The organism is Candidatus Jettenia sp. AMX1, from assembly GCF_030263775.1.
Taxonomy (GTDB): Bacteria; Planctomycetota; Brocadiia; order Brocadiales; family Brocadiaceae; genus Jettenia; species Jettenia caeni.
Genome location: NZ_SZPP01000034.1, coordinates 1 through 24,415 on the forward strand (window position 1 = coordinate 1; position 24,415 = coordinate 24,415).

Sequence of the window (24,415 nt, forward strand, 5' to 3'; positions counted from 1 at the left end):
AAGAGATAAAATATCTCAAGAGCATTCCCGGTATTGGGAGTATCCAGGCGGCGAAGATCGTCTCCCAGGTAATAGACCCGGAGAGATTTAGCAGTAAGTACAAATATTACAGCTACTGTGGGTTGGTGAGGCATAAGAGGATAAGTGACGGCAGGGGATATGGGAGTGAAAAGATTTGGGGAAATCGGATATTAAAATGCGTATACAAGATGGCAGGACATTCGGTTTTAAAGGGTAAGAGCGGTTTAAGGAACTATTACGATACCTTGCGGTTGAGAGGTATCAGTCATGACAATGCCTATAATGCAGTATGTCGTAAGATAGCGGCAATATCTTTAAGCGTATGGAGGAAGAGTGAGAACTATAATGACAGACTGATCACCGGCAATCTGTCAACAGGAACATTATTTTTTCTTGACATGCTTTTTCATAGATGACCATCAGGGTAGTCCTTCGTCAGTTGAGGATATGTTCGGTTTCATCCTTGGAATACTGTAATTCAACGTAAAGAGTAACAATGGAGCATTTCTCCTTAAGTTATCTATAGTTGCTCAAAATACTGTTGGATCGTAAGGGTATGGTATGGATAAGGGCTGTCCAAAAAGGGTAATAGGTAGTAGCATCGTATCATTGCAAAGGAGGAGCGACTGAAGCATCTTAATCCCCCTTGCTCCCCCTTTAGAAAAGGGGGAGACATATAAGTGTTTAGAAAAGGAAGGACTTGGGAATCTCTGTCAAAGGGAAAATACAGGAATTGTTAATCCTCTTTCCTCTCTCACGAAGGAAATACCCGTATCTCCTCTTTTCTCAACACTCGTACATTTCCCCCTTTTCTAAAGGGGGATCAAGGGGGATTACTTCTTCTTTGCTCTGGGCTTTGGCTTGCCCGCAATGACTATGAAAAAATAATCTCTTAGGACAACTTCCGAGTCAGGTTTGCGTCTTTGCAAGGCAAAGGCCTCGCCCTACATCGCCAAGTATTTTATAATAAAAAATCATTTTGAGAATTACGATAATTTTATGGGAAAGAAACCTACTATTATATTTACTGATGACGAAGATACGTTTCGGAATATTATGGCAAAAGAACTAAGCCGCATGGGATATAAGGTAACCTGTTGCGCCAGCGGCGCAGAGACCTTAAAAAATATGCAGGAACGGGATTTTGATGTGGTAATACTGGATATTACGATGCCTGGCATGGATGGCATTGAGACCCTGAGAAAGATAAAAGATCTGGAGTCAACGACAGAGGTAATTATCCTGACAGGCCAGGGCACTATTGAAAACGCTGTTCAGGCTATCAAGTCAGGAGCCTATGATTATCTTACCAAGCCGTGCCGGTTACATGAACTCGATGTGTTGCTGCAAAAGGCGCTTGAAAAAAGGCAATTACAGAGAGAAAACGCACATCTCAAAAGACTGGTAAAAGATGCCCAGGGAACCTCTATCATGGTCGGGAACAGCATTGCAATAAACGCACTATATAAAATGATTCATAAAGTAGCGCCCTCAGACGCAATCGTATTGATTCAGGGGGAGAGCGGCACGGGTAAGGAACTCATCGCTCAAATAATCCACCAGCTCAGCACAAGAGCACATAAGCCATTTGTCGTGGTTAACTGTGCGACCTTACAGGAAACTCTCCTGGAAAGTGAACTTTTTGGGCATATAAAAGGGGCATTTACCGGTGCTACCGAATCACGAATAGGCCTGTTTGAAGTAGCAGACGGAGGCACCTTATTCCTGGATGAGATTGGAGAATTAACGGTTAATACACAAGCAAAGCTTCTTCGTGTTGTTCAATCAGGTGAAGTTCGGCGCGTTGGCGATAACAGGATCATTACCGTAGATACCCGCATACTTGCAGCTACAAATAAAAACCTGGTACTGGAGGTAAAAAACGGAAAATTCAGAGAAGATCTCTATTTCCGGTTAAACGTAATTACATTATCCCTTCCTTCACTGCGGGAACGACAGGAAGATATCCCCATTTTAATTGATCACTTTCTCGATAATTTCTGTCAAAATACACAAAAGAAAAAGCTCCTTCCGGAAGCAATGTCGGTAATGATGCAATATCCCTGGCCAGGAAATATCCGGGAGTTGAAGAATACCCTTGAGCGATTGGTCGTGTTGACAGAAGGCGATACTATCTCTCCTGAGGATTTACCCGATAACATCCGGAACCCACTCCTGACCTCAGGAGAAATAAAAGGGGCGGAGTACTTCATGAAAAACAAGGAAATAAAACACTCACTGCAGAGGCTCTTGGTATATCTTTGAAAACTTTATATAATAAATTAAAAGCTTACCACATTGATCGATAGCTACAGTCTTTTATTCTATGATAATTTCTTTTGGCAATTTATAAAACTTGATATATAATTATTGAGAATAAGGATTATTTCCCGTCTGATACTCGTGTGTATGGACTTCACTTTTCAAATAGGCTTATAAAGGCTGGTACCACACGTTTATGATTTGTGAATTTCTCTTAAGATTCTCCTGTTGATGGAACCGGACATTTCTATCGTTATTCCAGTCTATAATGAGGTCGATAATATAGAACCTCTCGGCAACTCTATTATCAACGCCATGCAAAATCAGAATTATGAGGTAATTTTTGTTAATGATGGCAGCACTGACGGCAGTGGCGATGCATTAGAAAAATGGTGTGCTCAATATACGCACTTCCGTACCATCCACTTTATGAAGAACGCAGGCCAAACTGCTGCCATGGATGCAGGCTTTCGGCATGCCAGAGGAAAATATGTAATCTCTATGGATGCTGATTTGCAAAATGATCCTGCGGATATTCCCAAATTACTTGAGAAACTGAATACCTATGATATGGTATGCGGGTGGAGGCAGAAGAGAAACGATCCGTGGATTAAGCGCATTTCTTCCCGGGTAGCCAATTCAATAAGAAATAGACTCTCATGGGAAGATATTAAGGATACGGGATGTTCCCTCAAGGCTTATCGGAAAGAATGTCTCAATCGGATTAAGCTGTTTCATGGTATGCATCGGTTTTTGCCAACATTATTTAAAATGGAAGGTTTTACGGTTACTGAAATCGTGGTAAACCATTATCCGAGAAAATTTGGGAAATCAAAGTACGGGGTATTTAATAGAGCATTCAGGGCGTTTATAGACCTGTTGGTTATACGCTGGATGAAGAAACGCAAACTTAATTATGAGGTTAAACCATGACGAATTTCGCAGCACATCTTAATGTTTGGGTTATTCTGGGTTTTCTAGGACAATTCTTGTTCGGTTCCCGATTTTTTGTACAGTGGGTTGCTTCGGAAAAGCGCGGTGAAAGTATCATTCCGGAAATATTCTGGTACCTAAGTATGGCAGGTAGTATGATACTTTTGACCTATGCAATCTACCGTAGCGATCCCGTATTTATCATGGGGCAATGTTCAGGACTTTTTATTTATATACGTAATATCATGTTGATCTATAAGAAGAAAAAAGTAATGACCGCTACTCCAAGTAACAAATTCAGTTTACAAAAAACAGTTGCCGAATAAAAAAATTATAACCATTTACGAATCAACTGTATAGAGACATGGTGCACCGTACCCCTACAGTTTGAATTCCATGAATTTCCGTTACAGGGTAACTATCCTGTTTTGTATCTGTCTTTTGACACGTCTGTGTTTCGTTGCACAATATCTCGACAGTTGTGACAGCATAGACTTTGCCTTAGGACTCCGCGATTATGACATATCCCGCCTTCAGCCTCATTTCCCGGGGTATCCGGTATACCTGTTTACTTCATGGCTTTTTTTCAAATTATTTCATCATGATGTTTGGGCGTTAGTAATACCCGGTGTACTTTGTAGTAGCCTTACTATCTATCCGCTTTCTTCACTTGCCAGACACCTGTTCTCCGAAAGAGTCGCACTCCTAACTGCAGTCCTTTACCTTATTAACCCACTCTGCTGGTTGCAGGCTGAGCGGCCCACCTCCGATGCTATGGGTCTGTTTTTTATAATCGCATCTGCTTATTTCCTGTATCGTATAACATTTTCTGATTGTGATAATAATCAATCGTCCGGAAAGAAAATATATCTTCTTCTGGGCAGTCTATGCTTAGGCTTCGGATTAGGAGTACGGCTTTCCTACTTTCCCTTCATTATTTTGTGGATAGCTGTTGTAGTGTACTTAACTACGCGAAGTATACACCTCAAAAAACATAGTACTTTCTATGGATGCACAGGATTTATTACCGGTATATCCTTGTGGCTTTTTCCTCAGATAGCTTATATCGGCTGGTATCATCTTTGGAAAAATGGCCTTTTCTTCTCACATGGCCATTTTACCGATTGGGGTGGTTCGATAGTTACCTTCGGCGGATTGAGGAGAATCGCTTGCCTCGTGAGATCAATATGGGAATATGGACTTGGTGGCTGGTGGTCAGGTTCCTCTTTTTCCCGATTGATACCATCCTTCGTAATGGTGATTTCTCTTCTTTATTCATTCAAACAGCATTTCTCTGACCGACAACGCTGGTTCCTGGGAATGTATATGATTCCTTACCTAATCTGGATTCATTTCGGACAAAATGTTGCAAACCCACGCCATATACTGCCGGTCATACCGATACTGTTACTATTCATTTCCCACGGTCTGTGCAAGGCCTATGAGGAGGTGAGCAGGGACATCTCCATACGAAGAAATATTTTTTTATTCATAAGGTCCTTTCCCGGTTTTCCACCCAAGCCTTATAGAGGAAGAAAGGAAAGAGATGGCAGTCTCACTGCAGCGTACTGCCCTGTACTTTTTATCCTGACACTTATTGTCAGTATGTCAATATTCTCATTGAAATTGGTTATCAGATACCATCACCATATTCCTGCACCAATACGGCTGGTCCAATTTGTTGAAAGGCAGTTTGATAATCTTTCTACAAGGATCTACTGCAGTGAAGAGAAAAGATTTTTTGAGTACTATACACCCTTATGGGATGTAAGAATGGTAAGAAACGCAGCACAACTGAATTTTGACCTGCAATCTTCAATAGATAAACCCCAAAATATCCTCGTAGTCCATGTATCAGGAGAAGATAAACAATTTGGAACAGAGCGCTCATCTTTAATCATGTTTCAGGGAAATCCATATACGGATGGACTATATAAAAATTTGTTTCTCTCCGTATGGAATAATTTATAAAACAGGTAATAATTACCATTATCATCGGTAAATATTACACAGTTCTCTATTCACATTAACAATTCGTAACAGGCAAAATAAAAATTTATTCAGTGTTAACTCCTCCAAATCCAAAGCATCTGGCGTAAATATCTTCCTTACCTGACTTTCCTGAAAGACTTGGTACACTTGTTGCTTATTTAGTAAATTAAATGAGACATAAAACGATACTCATAACAGGTGCAACAGGGTTTTTGGGAAGTTACATTGCAAGGGAACTTTCTGAAGCAGGATTTCATCTCAAACTCCTTGTCAGGAAGAAATCCACCAACAAAAGAATCTGCACTTCATTTACTACGAAAACAGAATCATCTTGAAATAATTGAAGGAGATGTTTCAAAGAATAATTTTGAACTTGATATGATGAATTATTTAAGACTGGCGGAAACTGTTGATGAAGTATTTCACTGTGCTGCGGCTACAAAATTTGATGATGATATAAGTGATGTCCATACCCGTACAAACGTATTCGGGGCGGAACTCATCGCTCTATTCTGTATAACAGGAAAACTGAAGCGACTTCACTATATCAGTACAGCCTATGTCGCCGGAAGAAGACGCGAAACGATTCTTGAAAACGAATTAGAAAAAAAACAGCTATTCAATAATAACTATGAAAGGTCTAAATATATTGCCGAAAGAACTATATCGATGTTTGCCAGGCATTACCAGATTCCCTATACCATCTATCGGCCAAGCATAATTACGGGAGATGCAACCACAGGATACACGAAAAATTACGATAATATTTATGTATTTGGTAAAGGATTGAGCCACCTTAAGAATTATGAGATGCGGGATAGGCGTAAAGGCAATGACCGAACCAATTCAGGCAATGAAAACCATTTTCTATCCTTGAAAGTCCCTGGCGATAAATACGGCACGGTAAACCTGATACCCGTAGATTATGCTGCACGTTCCATTGTTACCATATCCCGGAATGAGGAAAGTTTAAACAAGACATTCCATATCGTAAATCCATCTCCCCCTACTTTAGGTGAACTTGCGGAGTGGATGAGGATCGCAACAGGTGTCCACCATGTAAAATTGATACCTATGCATGAGTTTCAAGCTCAGCAACATACCCTGCAGGAAAAGCTGCTTTTTCATTGGACTAAAGCCTTTCAACCCTATATGTTTGGAGAACCGAGTTTTGACTCCACAGGCACAAGAAATCTGCTCCGTGGCACAGGAATCGAGTGTCCCCTCATTACCCAGGAACTTGTAAATCGTTTTCTCCAGTATGCAATTGATACAAACTGGGGCAATCAAGGACAAACTGCAGCCAATATACATTTCGATGATAGGAATGTGATAAATTCCGACAATACTTTGCACAGTATTAACCAATGAATCAAAGACCAGAAATTCCAGAAAATATTACCCATGCTGAGTATTTTAACCGGTTATTAAAGGACAGGGTAAATATGTCTCCCCTTCCTAAAATATCAGATCTTCATGCTATTATCCAATTCGAGATAACAGATAATGGAAACGGAATATGGAACATCGTGGTAGAAAACGGCCTGGTAAAAGAGGTAACAAAAGAGATATGTGAACAGCCCACGTGCACCTTCACCCTGAACAGCGCAACATTTCTGTCCATTATCAGACGAGAAATAACACCCCAGCAGGCTTTTTTTAAAGGGCAGGTAGAAATAAAAGGGCATATGCTTTTGGCATTAAAGATGAACATCCTTGTTCATTATATGTAATAGGGAAAAAATTCTGGTATAAAAATTGGAAAATTACATCCGAACCATTCTCAAATACAGAAAAGTAATTCTGGCTTGTATTGCCGTTATAACGCTGTTCCTGGGTTATTCTGCCAAAAATATGAGAACCGATAATTCTATAGAAATCTGGCTTTCAAAAAATGATGCAGACCTGGATTATTATAAGAAATTTTTAAATACATTTGGAGATGAAGAGTTTTTGGTTATTGCCTTCAGTTCGGTTACCCTGTTTACCGGAGATCGTATCAAGGAAATTAATACCATAGCTGAAAGATTGAAAAAGTTGAATGGTATTGTACAGGTTATATCATTAGCCGATGTATTTAAAGACACAATCACCTCTTCCCTTTTTAAGGCAAAAATTAAGGCTCAAAACGACCGCTCATATATGAATATTTTTAAGCAACACATACTCACAGACCCAATGTATCAAAATACTATTATTTCCAAAAACGGTAAGACTACAGCTATTATAGCAACAGTTAAAAGCCCTGGACCGGAATCAAGAAGACAACTCATATCGGAAGTAAGAACACTCCTCCATGAAATGACTGACAGATCAGGAGGCACAAAGGATAGGAAATCTCATTATCATCTGGCAGGCCCCTCCGTTGTAAATGCCGAGCTTGACCGTATGTCAAAACAGGATATGGCCAGGTTTACACCGTTTATGTTTCTTATGTCGATCATTGTATTGGGATGTTTATTGAGAAAAGTCTCCGGAGTATTCGTTTCACTATTGACCGTCGGAGTTTGCATATTATGGGTTACGGGTTGCTTTGTATTACTGGGACAAACCATGAATATGATCTCCAATATGCTACTTCCCCTAACCTTCATCATTTCCCTTTCAACCTCAATCCATCTTGTCAGCCATTATTACCACGAGAGAAACTTTTCCATAAGCAATGAAGACGCTGTCTATAACACGATACAGCATATTGGTATACCTATTTTTATGACCAGTATTACAACAGTAATTGGATTTATATCATTGGCTACCAGTAGTATTCCACCCGTTTTTATTACCGGTCTGTTTATGGCCGGATGCGCAGCGCTTACCTTCGTGATCAGTTTAACGTGCATACCCATACTACTTTCCTTTATCCCGCATCAGATTTCCGTCAGTATTACAAACGCTCCCGACACCGGGAAAGGACATACGGTATCCCTCACAGAAAACTGGTTTGCAGAAGGATTAGATAAAGAATACTATTTTCATGCCATGCTATCCTGGCTAGGAGGCTTCATCGTAAAACACAAGACCCTTATACTGCTCTGTGGCCTTACTGCGGGAACGGTTTCTGTACTGGGCATCTCAAGAATCCGGATAGAATCAGACATCATGGCCTCCTTTCCAAAGAATAGCCAAATTGCCAGAGATAACAACTATATCGAGAGGCATCTTATGGGCCTGCTGCCAGTCGAGATCGTTGCTAAGACAACAGATGGCGTTACTCTTCTTCAGCCTGATATACTGAACAATCTGGCATGTCTCCAAAGATATCTTTATAGCATACCCGAAGTAACCAGTTCGCTTTCCATGGTAAACTATATCCAAAAGGCACACCAACGAGCAACCAGCAATAAACCACAGCATTCATTTATTCCGAACACTGAAAAAGAGATAGCCAATTATATGAAGCTGGCTTCTTTCTATGGCGGTAAACAGGTACATTGCTTGCATACAGAAGGATATACCGATGCAAGGATATCAGTACGGATGAAACAGGTAGGTTCAAACCGGTATCAAACTATTATACAATCAATAAAAGAACATATTTCGCAACATTTGAATACAACCGCCCTGTCATGGCACATTACGGGAATTATTCCCCTTCTCATTAACGTACAGGATAATATTCTCCGGAGCGAGATACAGTCATTTTCCCTGGCCTTTTTGTTAACCTTCATTTCAACAGTAGTTGTCTTAAAATCGGTCAGGATTGGACTCATCAGCATCATCCCCAATGTGTTGCCGATTACGATAACACTGGGCTTAATGGGTTTTACCGGTATGAAACTTGATGCAGCAACGATCATGATTGCCAGTATTGCATTGGGAATTTCCGTCGATAATACGATCCATATTTTTTATCGCTTTAAAAAAGAATTTTCTCGTGATGCCGATTATTCAAAAGCGGTATGCCGTACATTGCAGGGAGCGGGAAAAACAGCTCTGTTTACCTCTCTGTCGGCTGCCTTTGGATTTATGGTCTTTTCCTTCTCAGGTTTTAAACCCATACAATATTTTGGCATGTTAACAAGCGTTACTATGGTAAACGCCATTGTATCTGATTTATTTATATCTCCAAGCTGCCTGATGTTATTTAAACCGAGATTTTGAATGGATACAATAATTCGGATTTCTCTGGATAGTATTTTCTTTCTCCACAATTATTGGCACGTAGCCCATACAGGAGATAGTACTACATGAGCAGGATATCTACTCATACTATAAAATATTATGATCTTCTCCAGAAAGAGGACCGGCTCGTCTCAGATCAAAGGGTAAGATTGCTAACAATTCAGGATGCCAAATGGTTTTCAACGTCAAGAGATGCATGGATACAAAAGGTACTATCCATTCACTTTGATCCTGATAGTGGCTCACCATACTGGCTTCAAAAGGAAAAGATTTTAAAGATCAATGCACGAAAGGACATCTCTTCCCTGGAAGATTTACACCTATTAGGTCCTATGGAGGAAGAAGACCTTCGGCGATACCCACTTGAGTATTTTATTCCCAAAATTTACCAGAAGCATAAGGAAAAGCTCATACTGGGAGAAACAGCAGGAACAACAGGTCTCCCAAAAGTAACAGCATATTTAAGAGACGAGTTCTACATCACTTTTGTAGAGTGGTTCAGGTACATTGCAGTACATCGTGGATTCCCAAAAGGTCTTCATTGGTTATGGGTTGGACCCAGCGGCCCCCATATTATAGGCAAGGCAGTCGGTCCTGTAGCAAAAAGCATGGGGAGCATGGATCCATTTTCCATTGATATGGACCCGCGATGGGTAAAAAAACTGAAACCCGATTCCCTCGGATACAACAGATATCTTCATCATATTATTGAACAGGCATTGGACATATTGAAACGCCAGCATATCGGGGTAATCTATTCAACTCCTCCCCTGTTAATGGCTCTGGCTGAAGCGATGAAAATTGAACAAAGAATGGAGATACGCGGCATCCATTACGGCGGAGTTGCTCTCGGAGAAGAACAACTGAGAAAGCTTAGGAATGAACTTTTTCCCAATGCTGTCCATATCGCTGGTTATGGAAATACCCTGTTTGGTCTGTGTATGGAAATTGCAGAATCTCCGCATGGCAATCTGGATTATTACCCACCAGGGCCTCGTATGATTCTCCAGGTTGTTTCAGCGAAAAATGGCATGCAGCCTGATAAACAGCGTCTTACTCAAGTTGTTGAATACGGAGAAAAGGGACAAGTAGTATGCCATCGGTTTGACGAGTCCTTTTTTATCCCTAATATGTTTGAAAGGGACGAAGCCGTTCGAATTGCGCCTACAAAAAATGCTCAATCTCTCGGTATTTATCAGGATGGTGTTAGAAATCCGTCATTATTACATGGATTAGAGGCAAACGTGAAGACAGGAGTTTATTAAAAATACGATGTAAAACCGGCAGAAGGAGAGAATCTTATATGCATCAAGCTAAAATGTGCAAACGGTGAAGAATAACAAACTACCCGTAATCCCCCTTAGTCCCCCTTTAGAAAAGGGGGAAATCCAAACCCCCTTGATTCCCTTTAAAAAGAGGGAGATGGTGAATGTTTTAAAAGAAGGGGAAATGTGTGAGTGATTGAGGAAAGGGGGAAATATATGGGTGTTTTAGAAAAGAGGGAAATTCCTCGTTCCCCCTTTTCTAAACTTATCCTTCTTTCTCCACTTTTCTAAAGGGGGGTTAGGGGCATATGCATCAAGCTAAGCGCTGGTAGCTTGCTATCTTGCTCCCAAACTCTGTTTGGGAGCGCGCGTGTCCGAGAAACTCTGTTTCTCGAATCAAGAAGTATCTGGTCGTATGGTTCCTCAAAACTATAGATTCTCGAAACGGAGTTTCCAAGCAATTACGTTCCCAAACAGAGTTTGGGAGCAAGCTACTAACGAGCTACGAGAACCAATATAGGCCCAAAGGGCTGGAAGTCTATTTTTTTATGGAATAATATTCTTAACTTGATGCATATAGGGGCGAATCTTGTGTTCACCCTGATCGTGAGAAAACGCACAGGTCTTGAATTTACACAAAGGGTGGGCGAACACAAGGTTCGCCCCTACTATGATCCAGCAGTATTTTGAGTAACTACCTTATTATTGAGAGAGGATATTATGAAATTATCTGAAACAGCTATCGAACTACTTGCGCCGGCTGGCCGCTGGGAGACATTAACAGCGGTGATAGAGGCTGGCGCTGATGCAGTATATATTGGTGGTAAACGCTTTAATATGCGGCTTCACAGGTCAGATTTCAATTTTAGTAATGAGCAGATCACAGAGGCTGTGCAATTCGCACATAAGAGGAAAGTAAAACTGTATATTACGGTAAACAATTTGCTTGACAATGATGAACTGGGTGAGATCACACATTTCCTTACCTTTTTACGTGAAATTCAAGTTGATGCTATTATAGTTCAGGATCTGGGGATTTTACATCTCATGCGACAAACGGGAATTCACATACCCATCCATATCAGTACGATGATGAACATTCATAATATTGAATCTGCATTTACCCTACAGGAATTGGGGGTAAAACGTATCGTTACCTCCCGGGATATCTCCCTGTCGCAGGTAAAAGAAATACAGGAAAAAACAGGCATTGAGGTTGAGTATTTTGTACATGGAGATCTTTGTGTTTGCCAAAGTGGACAGTGCTATGCAAGCGGCGTGCTATTTGGTAAAAGCGCCAACCGGGGTGAATGTATGAAACCATGCCGATGGAATTATACCCTTGTGGAAAGCGTCTCGGGACAGCCAATAGGAGACCTCCCTTCAGGATATTTATTGGCAATGAAAGATATGTGTCTCCTGAGGCATATTCCAGACCTTATCCATGCAGGGATCTGCTCCTTTAAAATCGAGGGACGAATGAGGCATGCCGATTTTCTCAGAACAGTAGTGAGTATCTATCGTAAGGCAATAGATGCTTATCTTGATAGCCCCGCTACGTATTATATGAATTCTGCAGAGTATGAGCAATTGTATAACCATCGGGTGCGTGAATTCACAACCTCCATAGCATTTACCCCTGCATCAGCTTCCATTATTGATTTTTCGGGTAATCGTGAACCTCTCTTTTTAAGCCGTGCAGCAAAAGAAACGTCGCTTACAAAAGAAGACATCTACAACAATCCCTTTGAGGACCTCTTCACGGTTCCATGGCTACAAAGAATGCAGGAGATTCCTCCATCTAGTCCCTTCCATAAGGAAAGGAATTGCGATCTCTCCTCCCTTGTTGACAGAGATAGTAGTTCCCCTACCCTTGATGGAAGGGATAGAGGAGAGGAAGAAAACCCTTCGATACCCTCTTTAGGGGAAAACCTCTGTGTTCATCCTTCTGTAACGCCACCCGTTCTCCATACTTCTGTTACAAAATATACAGAGTCGTTACACCCTTTATTATCGGTAAAAGTGAGTTCATTAAGCGCACTCAGAACAGCGCTGGAGCAAGGCGCAGACCGCATATATATCAGCGGTGAGGTATCACCCTTGAGAAAACAGTTCTGGACAAAATCATCCTACCGGGAAGCATGTAAAAGAGTCCACGATACCGGTAAAACTATCGGAATAGGTACGCCGCGGATAACAACAGCCCTTGAAATGGATAATATGGAATGGTTATTCGAACAGGCCTCCCTATCAGGTATTGATTACATCCTGGTTCATAATCTGGGTACCATGCGCCTGGCTATGAAATTTAATGTAAAAGTCCTTGCGGATTATTCTCTGAACATTCTCAATATACAGGCGGTAAACCTTTTAGAGGATCTTGGCGCCTTAGGAATTACCGCGTCTCCGGAATGCTCTTATAAATATTTAAGACAGTTATCTCATGAAATATCTCTGCCTGTGGAATGTATCGTACATGGACCTGTTTCCAGCATGGTACTTGAACACTGCATCCCTGCCATGGTAACTTCTAAATCGCATAAAAAAGACCATTGCAGACAGGTATGTCAATACATGGGATATGCCCTGAAAGATGAACGGGGAGAAATACGCCCAATCGAAATAGACCAATACTGCCGTAATCATCTCTTACTGGCAAGGGATATCTGCGTATTACCTTATCTCCATACGTTTCTGCAAACCGGGATAAAAGCATTAAGAATTGAGGCGCAGTATTATGAAGACGGGTTTATAAAAACCCTGGTTGGCTTATACCATAAGTACTTGAATATAGCGCAAGAATATCCCTATCTCTCATTACCTATACAGGAAAGTGATTGGGATACATTAGCGAAAGAAAGTCCCCGGGGTCTTAATCTGGGTGGCTATACACAAGATATAACACATTCAAAAAGCACAGCAGGAATAATGAGAAGTATCAAATAGTCAAGAGTGCAGGGCGAGGCTTTCGCCTTGCAAAGGCGCAAACCTAAAGGTTTGCCCTACAGAATTGAAATTCCTACGTATATTAATAGTATAAGGAATTATCGTTATGATAATAAACTATATCGGGCCTGATGACATCATTCGGAAAAAACAGGAATATTTGATTCCCTGCGTCTATCACTTCTATAAAAAGCCCATGCAAATTGTCCGGGGCAAGATGCAATATCTGTATGATCATACAGGTAAACAATATCTGGATTTTTATGGTGGGGTATCCGTGATGAATGCAGGTCACTGTAATCCAGAAATTATCGAAAAGATATGTAGTCAAATTGGAACGCTTCAGCATACCACTACCATATATCTAACCCAACCTATTGTGGATCTGGCAGAAAAACTTTTTCAGATTACTCCACAGACACTGAAACGTTCATTCTTTTGTGCCAGCGGGTCCGAGGCAAACGACGGAGCTACTCTCCTGGCTCAATTATATACGAAAAGGCATAAGTTCATTGCCGTTCAGCAGGGACTCCATGGACGCACAAGACTTACTATGAACCTTACCGGTATCCCGATGTGGCGAACAGACCCTTATCCCCTGAGCGATATTGTTCATATCCCTGCCGCATACTGTTACCGTTGCGCATTTGGGCTTACTTATCCCCGATGTGATTTAACATGCGCAAAGCATATTGGAGATATTATTAAAAACGATGACTTTGCTGCCTTTATTATCGAACCGATCCATGGCAACGGAGGCATTATTACTCCGCCACCGGAATATTTTCAGATAATTCGGGAAATCCTCGATAAACACAACGTACTCCTTATAACGGACGAAGTGCAAACAGGGTTTGGCAGGACGGGAGAGATGTTTGCCATTGAGCACTGGGGTGTTATACCCGATATTATGACTATGGCCAAAGCACTAGCCAACGGCACTCCTATAGGCGCCTTTATCACAAATGATAGAATTGCTTCAGCATACACACGTCCCGGAGCATCTACAACAGGTGGCAACCCCGTATCAGCAACCGCAGCGTTAGCAACTATCGATGTTGTTGAAAAATACCAGCTTGTGCAGAGAGCAAAAGAGTTGGGTGATTACTTCAAAGACAAATTAAAAACAGTACAACAAAGTCACAACCTCATAGGAGATGTGCGCGGGAAAGGACTCATGTTAGGTATTGAACTTGTTAAAGAGGACAAAGTCCCTGCTGCAGAAGAAACAGATTATATCCTCGAAGAGTTAAAAGATCGTGGAATCCTTGCAGGAAAGACTGGTATATCGCGTAATGTGCTCACTTTTCAACCGCCTTTGATAATCACCCGCAATAATATAGATCAGGTAGTAGAAACATTGGATGAGGTATTGTCACATACACAAAAATAAAAGTGAAAATAATGCTTCAAAAAGACGTACTACATAATAAAGACCATACAGAAACCATTCATGAGATTGAAAACGAGAATTTTCTCAAGGAATTCATAGAAAGTAGTATCACCAGGCGGTTAATTCCTAAAGGTTTGAGCTGGTTTGGATGTATGGGCGGATTATCACTACTGGCATTTATAATTCAACTGGGAACCGGTATATTTCTTATGTTTTACTTTGTTCCCAGTACAAGAGAAGCGTTAGCCAGCATTCACTATGTAAGCCATAAGGTTTCTTATGGATGGCTTATCCAACGTACCCACGCTATAGGACCACATATTATGATTGGAATGGTACTAAGCCATATGATCCGTATTCTCTTCAAAGGAATCTATCATCATCCGCGGGAGCTGCATTGGGTATCAGGGGCTTGCCTGCTTATCTTAACGTTACTTATGTATTACACAGGGAGTTTACTACCCGCCCACAATGACAAATATTCAACCATACATTTGACATACCTGTATGCTATACACGTCGCAGGTATTCCACTGGCTATGGTAGTATGTATGGGTATGCATTTCTTTATGATTCGCAAAACAGGTATTTATGAACCCCTGTAATAGGTAAAATGGAAAGCAAAACCAGAGGTACTGAGATATAAAATGAAAGACTATACAAAACACAAAAGACCTGAAATGCTCGAACCATTCTTCCCAAATGAGATATTCAGGCATATCATCGTCTCCTGCTTCTTCATTGTTATCGAATTAATCGCCGTTATCGTATTCCCATTGCCTGCTAACTTAGTAATCAAAAAGCCAGATCACATTCCCTGGTTTTTGTTACCCGTGTATAAACTAAACAAACTTATTCACCATGAGACCCTGTTCATTTCTCTCTTAATGCTCTTTGCATTGTTATTTATCTCATGGCCATTTCTTGTAAGCAGAAAAAGGCATACGGCATTACCTATTAACAAGGAACAGGATACCCGTATTCATCATGTTTGCTATACTAGAAGACACGTCAATTTATGGCAAAGTCCAATTCCATTTACCATTGTTATCGTTGTTATTATCTCGGTAGTTATGTTATGTTTTGTAAACCTGTGAAATTACTCCCAAAACTTCTTCCCGTTTTCTTTTCAGCCGTAGGGCTTCTATCATCCGGCTGTGTTATCTATCCTGAATTAGTAGAAAAAGGGATGTATGCTCCGAAATCAGAACGGTGTGGAGATTGTCATAAAGATATTTATAACGAATGGAAGAATTCTCCTCATGCCCGCAGTTTTACAAATGCCGAATTTAAGGAAGAGACGAACACCTATCAGTTTACTTTTTGTTTAGGATGCCATGTCCCGGAAACTATTTTTACGGATAAAAAAATTGAACCACGCAGCGAGAATCTGGCAGAAGGTGTGCATTGTAACAGTTGCCATTTGAATGATTGCAAATTAAGTGGCCCTACGCCTGCACATGGACCGCATCCCATACATGAGAAGAATCAATTCTTTAGAACAAGTGAGATGTGCGGGAAATGTCATATAGGCACATTTCTGGCATGGCAGAAATCAGATACAATTGAAGAGAAAAAGACATGCCAGGATTGTCATATGCCCTCCATAAAACGGAAACTCATTCAGGATGATCCCTGGCAAAAGATATATCCGAAGAGAGAAGGAAAGCAACATCTGTTTTCATCACAAACCTTGTTCGATACACATAACACGTTATTAACCATGTCATTTATAAAGGTCATTCAATGCAATGGCAGGATTGAGGGTATCCTGGAATTAGAAAATACGGGTACCCCCCATGGCATACCTACAGGAGATTATGGATACAGAGAGGTTGTTCTAACAATAGAATTACAGGATGAAGCAGGCCGGGTCGAAGATTTAAAAAAGGAAAGTTTCTTTGTCGAAATGAAAACAGCTCTCCAATACAGGGAAAAAAGATGCATCCCGTTTTATTTTCATTACGATGGCGATTCGTATGCAATTAAGGCCACGATACATCGAATATCCTTTCATAAGGATACGGATATTCTCCTGGCAGAGGTAAAATATACATCGTAACATCAGGTATGTTTAAAGAGGTAAAAGAATTAAATAAAAGAACTGCTGTCAGGCTTGCAATAGCTTCCCTTATAGCGATAGGGATACTTGGTATTACTTTGTTTATCACAGGAGCACAACCGAAGCGCTCACACTATTGTGCTAAATGCCATAATCATGTCTCGTTCAATAATGCGTGTAAAAAATCGTTACCGAAAGATATTGCCTGTATTGAATGCCATACCCATGAGAATAAAATTACGGCTGTACTAGCTCTGGAGATAAGAGATGAACATTGTACTGCAGAGCAGTGTCATCCCTTAAGCAAATTATCAGCACAATCAACCCAATACAAAAAACTGAAACCGTTTCAACATAAAACACATCTTATAAAAGAAAGCAACGAAAACACCGGAAGTCTCAAACTAAGATGCACCTCATGCCATGCCGCTATGAGTGAAGAAAAACATTTTGAAATAGATACCAGTACGTGTAATATATGCCATTTTATTTCGCAATTTGCCACAGCACAATCCCGCTTTCTCACTTCTCCCTCATCTCAAGGAGAAAATGCATCAAAATCGTATACGATGATAAATACCCGGCAACTCGTTCATACAGAGGAGGAGAAAAGATCTGTTTCCGAATGTACCTTATGCCACGATCATATAGAAAAAACTAAAGAGATATATGGAAAGATTTTTGAACATGAGGTGTATGAGAAAAACGAAAAAGTATCCTGCTCTGATTGCCATTTTAAAATCATACAAGGAGATGGAATCGTAGATAAAAACAACTGTTACCGGTGCCATGTAAAGATTTCTGATGCTTTGAATACTGTTTCAGAACTGCACGATATCCATATTGACCAGCATAAGACCGCTTGCACTTCATGTCATACTCCTATTACACACGGATGGCCTAAAACAAGGAATAAGGTTTATGGGGATAATAACCTGAAATCCATCGATTCAAACTATACGATACAGAATTTGATCATGACCGGCCTGGGTGGCATGGGTATTAAAGGTGAACCTGATCCTATGTATCTTGCAACATTGAATTGTTCTGCATGCCATAAGGATGAAGAGTTCTATACAAATGTAGCATCAGAGATATGCAACAATTGCCATGACAAAGGATTTGATACAATAGTATCTGAACAAATGCAATTTGTAAAATTAAGGATACACGTGTTGAGAGCTTTATTGATACAGGTAAAGAGACATCATACTATTGATACAGATGCTATTGTGCGGCAAATTATACTCCGATTACACCCATTACTTTCTTCTCTTATGTATCCTTACAAAGCAGAAAAGAATCTTTTCCCTTTTGATACCATAGTCCATGAGGCAGAAATAAATTATAATCTCATAAAAGAGGATGGCAGTTTCGGTGTCCATAACATTAAGCATGTAAAAGATCTTTTAGACTATAGCATTGCAAATTTAAAACAAATCGTAAAATAAACCCTATGATTAAACCTCTTTTTTTCCTTATTTTTTCTCTTGGCATTATTTCATTACAACAATCAGTTCAAGGGAATAATACTCTTTTACGAAAGCCATACAGGGCAGTAAATTCCATACTATCTCATACGGGAATGGAAATGCGCATTTCTCCTTCTTCAGGAGTGTCTGAAGAGCAATTAGCAAAATCCCAAAATAAATCTCCCTTCCCTACAACTTCTTGTACTGACAGATGCCATGTAAATTATCTGGCATATCGTACTATGTATCAGAAGAAGACTTTCAAACATAAAACACATTCTCCCGATAAAGGTTTGGAATGCCATCAGTGCCACAATAACGATCCGGTTAATAAAAGCACACACGGCAATTTAGTTATACAAAATGAGGATTGTTGGATATGCCATCATAAAAGATCAGGTAAAAAATCCACAGACCCTTTATCCTCGCAAGAGAACGGAAATCTCTTTACCTCCATAGTCCCCCTTAATCCCCCTTTAGAAAAGGGGGACAAGAATTCTCCTTTTATAAAGAAAGATTGGAGAGATTATGGATTTACAGGGAAGAAAAGATCAACAGATAATGGGGATTGCTTGAAGTGCCACGCAGAGGTAGAGCAATATATCAACGGGAGTATTCAAAATATAGGCACAGAAGTACCTGATTGGATGTCTAACTGGGTCTCCTGTACTGATTGTCATAGATTGGAATCGAATGAAAATTCGTTTAAATCTGTGCGAACATATTGCATAGAATGCCACAATCCAGATTACGGGCTGTTATACGATGCGTGGAAGGAGGTTATTGACAGTAAAACTAAACACTTTTACCAAAATAACGCGCATACTTCAAGCATACAATACCGTCTGAGGTTGGTTCAATCTTATGGCATGCACAACTTTCGCCTGTCTCAAATGATCTTAAAATCAATTGAGCCGTTGGCAAATAAGGAGAAACGTAGATCATGATTGAAGAATCTGTGTACCTGTATGCTGATACATTAAAGCTGGAAGGGATATTAACCTATGATGAGGATGCACTTCCATCATCAGCAATCTTATTATGTGCACCCCATCCTAATTTGGGTGGCGATATGGATAATAATGTTATTACAAGCATTGCACGAGTATCGGCTGATATGGGATTTTTATCTCTTCGATTCAACTACCGTGGTGTGGGAAATAGTGAAAGTCACGAGAAGGACATCGTTCAAAAATTTCATTACTGGGAAGAGTCTTTACATGGAAGGAATTTAATGGATGCCGTCACTGACACACAAGCCGCTCTCGACTTCTTGCTTTCACAAATTGCCGTACACGATAGAATATTTGTTGCCGGATATTCATTTGGCGCCCTCGTTGGTATGAAAATGGGCACAGAGAGCAGCAGAGTATTGGCTTTTGCTTCTATCTCCACTCCTTTTGGCCGGTACAATCTTGATTTTTTATCCCATTGTAACAAGGAAAAATTATTTATTTATAGTCAAAACGATTTTGCAACCACGGCAGAGGAGACCGTAAACGGTTTTACAAAAATATCATCGCCCAAAATTTTAGAATTAATAGAGAATAGCGATCATTTCTACAGGAATCAGGAGGATAAGGTTTCACAAAAAGTTTGTTCCTTTTTTAGCCATATCAAGGTTCATGAAAGAAAATAGAAAATAAGGCCACTTTATAAAATCGTAACACTTTTTTCAAAAAACTAAATTGTTACTAAAAATCAAATTGAAAAGAAATAAAATCATGGTATAATTTTACTTTCTCAGGGCCCATAGCTCAGCCGGTTAGAGCAGCGGACTCATAATCCGCGTGTCCAAGGTTCGAATCCTTGTGGGCCCACTTACCTATAAAATCGCATATCCCAGATGGCAAACTCTCAATTAACCAGGGCAAATACAGGATTCGCCCCTACCTCGGTTTTGTATCATATTTTGAATAGAGTGAGTATAGATATTAAATAAAAATCCCCCTATATCTCTTTCTGGAAAATATAGGGGGATTATATACTTTTCGAATTTCACTACCCAATAGTGAATAAAACTTTGTTTTAATTCCTGTTACCGATCAGAAAACAGAGAACAAAATTAAGTTTTTAGAATAGGTATTCGATGCCAATACCATAAATATTCTCTGATGAATCATGGACACCAATAGCATCAGGATCGGAGTAATGGTTAAAGCGGTATTCAGGCCTAAATAAGAGATTCTCTCTCATCTTAATATTACAGGTAAGGGTAACTTCCCATATTGTTTGATCAAAAAATCTTACCCCATCGGTATCATCAAAATACTCGTATCGTACAACTCCCTGAATCCAATTGGTAAAATCATACAAAGCATAACCCGCAACACCCCACCAGTGGCCCGTATTCCCTAAAGCCAGGCCATTTCCGATATCCATTGCAGCATCCTGCGCTTGACCCCAATCGCCATTAAGGATAAATGATAACTTTTCAGTTAGTTGATACGTAGCTACAACATCAAACAAGTGGGTCAAACCCCCATTCGTGCTCCTTCGCTGAACATTAACTGGAATTGGGCCCTTTGGATTATCCCATCCCTCAGCTCCGTGGATTCCTCCCAGGGAAACAAAGGCTTTTTCTGTTGGTTTGTAGGTAAGATACCATCCAAATGACTTTGATGAGTTGTTATCAACAAAGGAATCCCATCCATTGACCCCATAGAGACTCAAACTTACCTTATCGGTAAAATCATAACTAGCGCTTATACCTGTGTGGGTAAAAGGAATAGCATTATTGTAAAGAATTCCATGCTGATAATTGGGGTTATTTATATTTTCTACCAATTCTGCCCCAATCCAGGTATAGAACTTACCAAACCGAAAGGTAATACCACTACCAATTGGCGCCTTCCAGGAAACGTTTGCTGTTGCAACGGTAAAAATATCATCACGGTCTGGATCACTTGTGCCAGGTTCACCCAGAAAGGTAATTCTCTTTGCTTTCTCGCCAAAATACGTATGTAATTGCCAACCTATCGGACTCTCATCAGTAACCGCCTTATCCACAAAGAGTGCAAAGCTCTCAAAGGTAAGTGAGTGATTTTCATTTTCACCAATAAAATTTAGCGGGCTGAGGTTGTTTTGTCCTGAAGGAGCCTCATCGTTATAAAAATAATTTGTATCAACAAAACCACTTACTTTCATATCTTTTAGTAAATTTACAAGTCCACTCTCTTCTGCTGGCATGACCGGCGCTGCTTCTTCTGGTACCACGTCTAAAACTTGTGCAAAAATCGGCGTAGTAAAACCCGCCATTGCACTACATAATATCCCTGCCAACCCCCACTTATATAAATTCTTCATCAGAACTTCTCTCCTTTCCTTCAATAAAAGGGCTTAACATGTAAATCCATACGCCTCAAGGCAATGAGCAAACATACCTATGGTATTTTATATATAGCTCTCCCTCCTTTCCTGACCGTAATTTATTTTATCAAAATAATTAAGAGAGTTACTCCTTTTACTAAAACGAAATTAAGCAAAACAAATACCTTTACAAATATTTCAGAATAAATAAATATTTCAGTATCTATAAATTACAAGCTCACATAAATAGGCTTGCTTAAGTCTGTAAAAATCAACAACTTACTACATACAAGACTTAAAGCAAAGGGAAAAGATACAGATCTTGCGTTTTGATCAAGAGAAATATAGAACTTATGGCATTTCTTTTATCCATTTGAATTTAGCCATAAATGTGGATGATATGGTGCAATGGCTAGCTTAACAAGCTTTTTAATTGCTGCATTTTATATTTACAAAGGCTTTTGTCAATAAAAATCTTACATAATTTAATAAAATATTAATAATCTTAGATCATTTTTCTTGACCTCTATCATTTTATGGTTATAATTTCACACTTCACTATTATTCTGTAATAGATATATATAGGGTTATGAATCGTATACTTTACATTTTACTACGTGTTAAGCAGCCATTTATATAAAAGGCAATTCGAATTTAATTTTAAGGCAATAATATCTTAAGAATATTATTAAGGAGAAAAAACAATGGCGTTGGACCCCACCAAGCACGCGGATTGGGAAATAGCAGAAGAAGCTGAAACCCGAATGAAAACGGTATATCAGTTGGCCGAAGAGTTAGGTCTGGAAAAAGAAGAACTGCTTCCTCACGGGCATTACGTGGCAAAGGTTGATTTTAATAAGGTATTGAAACGGGTTGAGAAAAAGCCCGATGGAAAATTCATTGATGTAACAGCCATAACACCAACACCTCTGGGCGAAGGAAAATCGACCACTACTATGGGATTAGTGCAGGGATTAGGGAAAAGAGATAAAAGGGTTATCGGCGCCATTCGGCAGCCATCAGGAGGGCCGACCATGAATATCAAAGGGTCTGCTGCTGGTGGCGGGCTCTCCCAATGCATTCCGTTAACACCTTTTTCACTTGGGTTGACAGGCGATATAAACGCCATTATGAACGCTCACAATTTGGCTATGGTGGCCCTTACATCCAGAGTGCAACATGAATTCAATTACAACGACGAAGAGCTTGCAAAAAGGAATTTAAAACGTCTTAATATCGATACCGACAGAATAGAACTTAAATGGATTATAGACTTTTGCGCCCAGGCACTGAGAAAAATAATAATCGGTATCGGGAGCAGGATGGATGGTTTTATGATGGAGTCTGGATTTGCCATAGCAGTATCTTCTGAAATTATGGCAATTCTCTCGGTAGCTAAAGATTTAAAAGATATGAGGGAGCGGATAGGCAAAATGGTTGTTGCCTATGATAAAAAAGGCAGTCCAATAACTACTACCGATCTTGAAGTGGCAGGCGCTATGACGGCATGGATGATAGAGGCTATTAATCCGAACCTGATGCAGACTATTGAGGGACAACCGGTATTTGTTCATGCGGGACCTTTTGCCAATATTGCTATTGGTCAGTCCTCAATTATCGCAGACAGACTTGGCTTAAAATTAGGTGACTATCACGTAACGGAATCGGGGTTCGGAGCAGATATCGGATTTGAAAAATTCTGGAATTTAAAATGCCGCTACTCAGGACAACTCCCCAATGCAGCGGTAATTGTTACCACTGTCCGCGCAATGAAATGCCATGGCGGCGCTCCTATCCCGGTACCGGGCCGTCCTTTGGATCCAGCCTACAAAGAAGAAAACGTTGGATGGGTGGAAAAAGGAACAGAGAATCTCATCCATCATATCAACACAGTGAAGAAGGCCGGAATTAATCCTGTAGTTTGCATCAATAACTTCCATACGGATACAGATGCCGAAATTAAAGCAATCCGCCGACTGGCAGAAAAGGCCGGAGCCCGTGTTGCCCTGTCTCAGCACTGGCTAAAAGGAGGTGAAGGAGCATTAGAACTAGCTGATGCAGTAATTGATGCATGCAATCAGCCTAATAATTTTAAATTCCTTTATGACTTAAGCGCTCCTTTAAAAACACGTATTGAACTGATTGCAAAGGAAGTTTACGGTGCAGATGGAGTTGATTATACATCAGAGGCCTTAACAAAAATCAAGATATTGGATAACGATCCTGACATTTCAAAAATGGGAACCTGCATGGTCAAAACCCATCTTTCGATCACCGATAATCCACAATTAAAAGGCGCACCGAGGGGCTGGAGATTACGTATTCGGGATATTTTAACCTTCAAAGGAGCAGGGTTTGTAGTACCAATGGCAGGAGATATAAAACTTATGCCAGGAACCAGCTCTGATCCTGCATTCCGGCGTGTGGATGTTGATGTAAATACCGGAAAAGTAAAGGGAGTTTTTTAGTCCTTTAATTCCTGATTGAGAGACTACGACTGCTGTTTATAAAAGGCTGTTGAACAAAATAGCTCAACAGCCTTTTTTATTCTGTTCCTAAACATTACCTTGACTATATACTTGTATTTGCTTACAATAATCAAGAATATGCCTTTTAATCCTGATAATACTATGATTTT

At 40.1% G+C, this 24,415-nt stretch carries 20 protein-coding genes, 1 tRNA gene and 1 pseudogene; 21 read left to right on the forward strand and 1 reads right to left on the reverse strand.

Annotated elements, in window-relative coordinates; all coding sequences use genetic code 11:
• From FBQ94_RS10890 to FBQ94_RS10975, 20 genes and pseudogenes are all read left to right on the forward strand, one after another.
• A partial coding sequence (locus FBQ94_RS10890; RefSeq protein WP_285442129.1) for a transposase occupies positions 1 to 437 on the forward strand: 437 nt, incomplete at its 5' end.
• Between the two features lie 661 nt (positions 438 to 1,098).
• Positions 1,099 to 2,286: a sigma-54-dependent transcriptional regulator gene (locus FBQ94_RS10895; protein WP_352246681.1), complete on the forward strand. Its 1,188-nt coding sequence runs from the start codon at positions 1,099 to 1,101 to the stop codon at positions 2,284 to 2,286.
• Positions 2,268 to 2,330: pseudogene (locus FBQ94_RS17470) on the forward strand (hypothetical protein); the annotation flags it as partial. The gene FBQ94_RS10895 and the pseudogene FBQ94_RS17470, both read left to right, overlap by 19 nt.
• A gap of 184 nt (positions 2,331 to 2,514) precedes the next feature.
• A complete protein-coding gene (locus FBQ94_RS10900) occupies positions 2,515 to 3,216 on the forward strand; it encodes a glycosyltransferase family 2 protein (protein WP_007222761.1) in 702 nt (233 codons plus the stop codon).
• Positions 3,213 to 3,542, forward strand: coding sequence for a lipid-A-disaccharide synthase N-terminal domain-containing protein (locus FBQ94_RS10905; RefSeq protein ID WP_040544478.1), 330 nt, complete (start codon positions 3,213 to 3,215; stop codon positions 3,540 to 3,542). The genes FBQ94_RS10900 and FBQ94_RS10905 overlap by 4 nt, the downstream gene beginning before the upstream one ends.
• 70 nt (positions 3,543 to 3,612) lie before the next feature.
• The gene (locus FBQ94_RS10910) at positions 3,613 to 5,187 is read left to right on the forward strand and encodes a glycosyltransferase family 39 protein (protein WP_007222763.1); all 1,575 of its coding nucleotides are present in this window, start codon (positions 3,613 to 3,615) and stop codon (positions 5,185 to 5,187) included.
• Positions 5,188 to 5,378: 191 nt separating this feature from the next.
• The gene (locus tag FBQ94_RS17475; RefSeq protein WP_352246669.1) at positions 5,379 to 5,543 is read left to right on the forward strand and encodes an NmrA family NAD(P)-binding protein; all 165 of its coding nucleotides are present in this window, start codon (positions 5,379 to 5,381) and stop codon (positions 5,541 to 5,543) included.
• A complete protein-coding gene (locus FBQ94_RS10915; RefSeq protein WP_352246671.1) occupies positions 5,476 to 6,579 on the forward strand; it encodes an SDR family oxidoreductase in 1,104 nt (367 codons plus the stop codon). The genes FBQ94_RS17475 and FBQ94_RS10915 overlap by 68 nt, the downstream gene beginning before the upstream one ends.
• Positions 6,576 to 6,941 (forward strand): SCP2 sterol-binding domain-containing protein, encoded by a 366-nt coding sequence (locus FBQ94_RS10920; RefSeq protein WP_007222765.1) that lies wholly within the window; start codon positions 6,576 to 6,578, stop codon positions 6,939 to 6,941. The genes FBQ94_RS10915 and FBQ94_RS10920 overlap by 4 nt, the downstream gene beginning before the upstream one ends.
• Positions 6,942 to 6,966: 25 nt before the next feature.
• On the forward strand, positions 6,967 to 9,309 hold the full coding sequence (locus tag FBQ94_RS10925) for an efflux RND transporter permease subunit (protein WP_007222766.1): 2,343 nt from the start codon (positions 6,967 to 6,969) through the stop codon (positions 9,307 to 9,309).
• Between the two features lie 86 nt (positions 9,310 to 9,395).
• Positions 9,396 to 10,595, forward strand: coding sequence for a phenylacetate--CoA ligase family protein (locus FBQ94_RS10930; RefSeq protein ID WP_007222767.1), 1,200 nt, complete (start codon positions 9,396 to 9,398; stop codon positions 10,593 to 10,595).
• A gap of 720 nt (positions 10,596 to 11,315) precedes the next feature.
• The gene (locus FBQ94_RS10935) at positions 11,316 to 13,541 is read left to right on the forward strand and encodes a peptidase U32 family protein (protein WP_007222768.1); all 2,226 of its coding nucleotides are present in this window, start codon (positions 11,316 to 11,318) and stop codon (positions 13,539 to 13,541) included.
• 106 nt (positions 13,542 to 13,647) lie between these two features.
• Entirely contained in the window at positions 13,648 to 14,934 is a 1,287-nt protein-coding gene (locus tag FBQ94_RS10940) for an aspartate aminotransferase family protein (RefSeq protein WP_007222769.1), read from the forward strand.
• A gap of 11 nt (positions 14,935 to 14,945) precedes the next feature.
• The gene (locus FBQ94_RS10945) at positions 14,946 to 15,539 is read left to right on the forward strand and encodes a cytochrome b N-terminal domain-containing protein (protein WP_007222770.1); all 594 of its coding nucleotides are present in this window, start codon (positions 14,946 to 14,948) and stop codon (positions 15,537 to 15,539) included.
• Between the two features lie 42 nt (positions 15,540 to 15,581).
• Complete coding sequence (locus FBQ94_RS10950) at positions 15,582 to 16,031, forward strand: hypothetical protein (protein WP_007222771.1); 450 nt, start codon at positions 15,582 to 15,584, stop codon at positions 16,029 to 16,031.
• Positions 16,013 to 16,996, forward strand: coding sequence for a multiheme c-type cytochrome (locus FBQ94_RS10955; protein ID WP_007222772.1), 984 nt, complete (start codon positions 16,013 to 16,015; stop codon positions 16,994 to 16,996). Before FBQ94_RS10950 ends, FBQ94_RS10955 begins: the two co-directional genes overlap by 19 nt.
• 8 nt (positions 16,997 to 17,004) lie before the next feature.
• Positions 17,005 to 18,447 (forward strand): cytochrome c3 family protein, encoded by a 1,443-nt coding sequence (locus FBQ94_RS10960; RefSeq protein WP_007222773.1) that lies wholly within the window; start codon positions 17,005 to 17,007, stop codon positions 18,445 to 18,447.
• 5 nt (positions 18,448 to 18,452) lie between these two features.
• Positions 18,453 to 19,415, forward strand: coding sequence for a cytochrome c3 family protein (locus FBQ94_RS10965; protein ID WP_007222774.1), 963 nt, complete (start codon positions 18,453 to 18,455; stop codon positions 19,413 to 19,415).
• Complete coding sequence (locus tag FBQ94_RS10970; RefSeq protein WP_007222775.1) at positions 19,412 to 20,107, forward strand: alpha/beta hydrolase; 696 nt, start codon at positions 19,412 to 19,414, stop codon at positions 20,105 to 20,107. Before FBQ94_RS10965 ends, FBQ94_RS10970 begins: the two co-directional genes overlap by 4 nt.
• A 107-nt stretch (positions 20,108 to 20,214) precedes the next feature.
• Positions 20,215 to 20,288 (forward strand) — tRNA-Ile (locus FBQ94_RS10975).
• Positions 20,289 to 20,541: 253 nt separating this feature from the next.
• Here the strand turns inward: FBQ94_RS10975 and FBQ94_RS10980 are convergent.
• Positions 20,542 to 21,774: an outer membrane beta-barrel protein gene (locus FBQ94_RS10980; RefSeq protein WP_007222776.1), complete on the reverse strand. Its 1,233-nt coding sequence runs from the start codon at positions 21,772 to 21,774 to the stop codon at positions 20,542 to 20,544.
• A 707-nt stretch (positions 21,775 to 22,481) separates the two neighbouring features.
• Between FBQ94_RS10980 and FBQ94_RS10985 the strand changes: the two genes are divergently transcribed.
• Positions 22,482 to 24,245, forward strand: a complete 1,764-nt coding sequence (locus FBQ94_RS10985; protein ID WP_007222777.1) for a formate--tetrahydrofolate ligase — start codon at positions 22,482 to 22,484, stop codon at positions 24,243 to 24,245.
• Positions 24,246 to 24,415: the final 170 nt, after the last annotated feature.

Bases quoted from the DNA above. Each gene is read 5' to 3' on its own strand.
- FBQ94_RS10895 (WP_352246681.1), top strand. From the start codon at position 1,099: ATGGGATATAAGGTAACCTGTTGCGCCAGCGGCGCAGAGACCTTAAAA.
- FBQ94_RS10900 (WP_007222761.1), top strand. From the start codon at position 2,515: ATGGAACCGGACATTTCTATCGTTATTCCAGTCTATAATGAGGTCGAT.
- FBQ94_RS10905 (WP_040544478.1), top strand. From the start codon at position 3,213: ATGACGAATTTCGCAGCACATCTTAATGTTTGGGTTATTCTGGGTTTT.
- FBQ94_RS10910 (WP_007222763.1), top strand. From the start codon at position 3,613: ATGAATTTCCGTTACAGGGTAACTATCCTGTTTTGTATCTGTCTTTTG.
- FBQ94_RS17475 (WP_352246669.1), top strand. From the start codon at position 5,379: ATGAGACATAAAACGATACTCATAACAGGTGCAACAGGGTTTTTGGGA.
- FBQ94_RS10920 (WP_007222765.1), top strand. From the start codon at position 6,576: ATGAATCAAAGACCAGAAATTCCAGAAAATATTACCCATGCTGAGTAT.
- FBQ94_RS10930 (WP_007222767.1), top strand. From the start codon at position 9,396: ATGAGCAGGATATCTACTCATACTATAAAATATTATGATCTTCTCCAG.
- FBQ94_RS10935 (WP_007222768.1), top strand. From the start codon at position 11,316: ATGAAATTATCTGAAACAGCTATCGAACTACTTGCGCCGGCTGGCCGC.
- FBQ94_RS10940 (WP_007222769.1), top strand. From the start codon at position 13,648: ATGATAATAAACTATATCGGGCCTGATGACATCATTCGGAAAAAACAG.
- FBQ94_RS10945 (WP_007222770.1), top strand. From the start codon at position 14,946: ATGCTTCAAAAAGACGTACTACATAATAAAGACCATACAGAAACCATT.
- FBQ94_RS10950 (WP_007222771.1), top strand. From the start codon at position 15,582: ATGAAAGACTATACAAAACACAAAAGACCTGAAATGCTCGAACCATTC.
- FBQ94_RS10955 (WP_007222772.1), top strand. From the start codon at position 16,013: ATGTTTTGTAAACCTGTGAAATTACTCCCAAAACTTCTTCCCGTTTTC.
- FBQ94_RS10960 (WP_007222773.1), top strand. From the start codon at position 17,005: ATGTTTAAAGAGGTAAAAGAATTAAATAAAAGAACTGCTGTCAGGCTT.
- FBQ94_RS10965 (WP_007222774.1), top strand. From the start codon at position 18,453: ATGATTAAACCTCTTTTTTTCCTTATTTTTTCTCTTGGCATTATTTCA.
- FBQ94_RS10970 (WP_007222775.1), top strand. From the start codon at position 19,412: ATGATTGAAGAATCTGTGTACCTGTATGCTGATACATTAAAGCTGGAA.
- FBQ94_RS10980 (WP_007222776.1), bottom strand. From the start codon at position 21,774: ATGAAGAATTTATATAAGTGGGGGTTGGCAGGGATATTATGTAGTGCA.
- FBQ94_RS10985 (WP_007222777.1), top strand. From the start codon at position 22,482: ATGGCGTTGGACCCCACCAAGCACGCGGATTGGGAAATAGCAGAAGAA.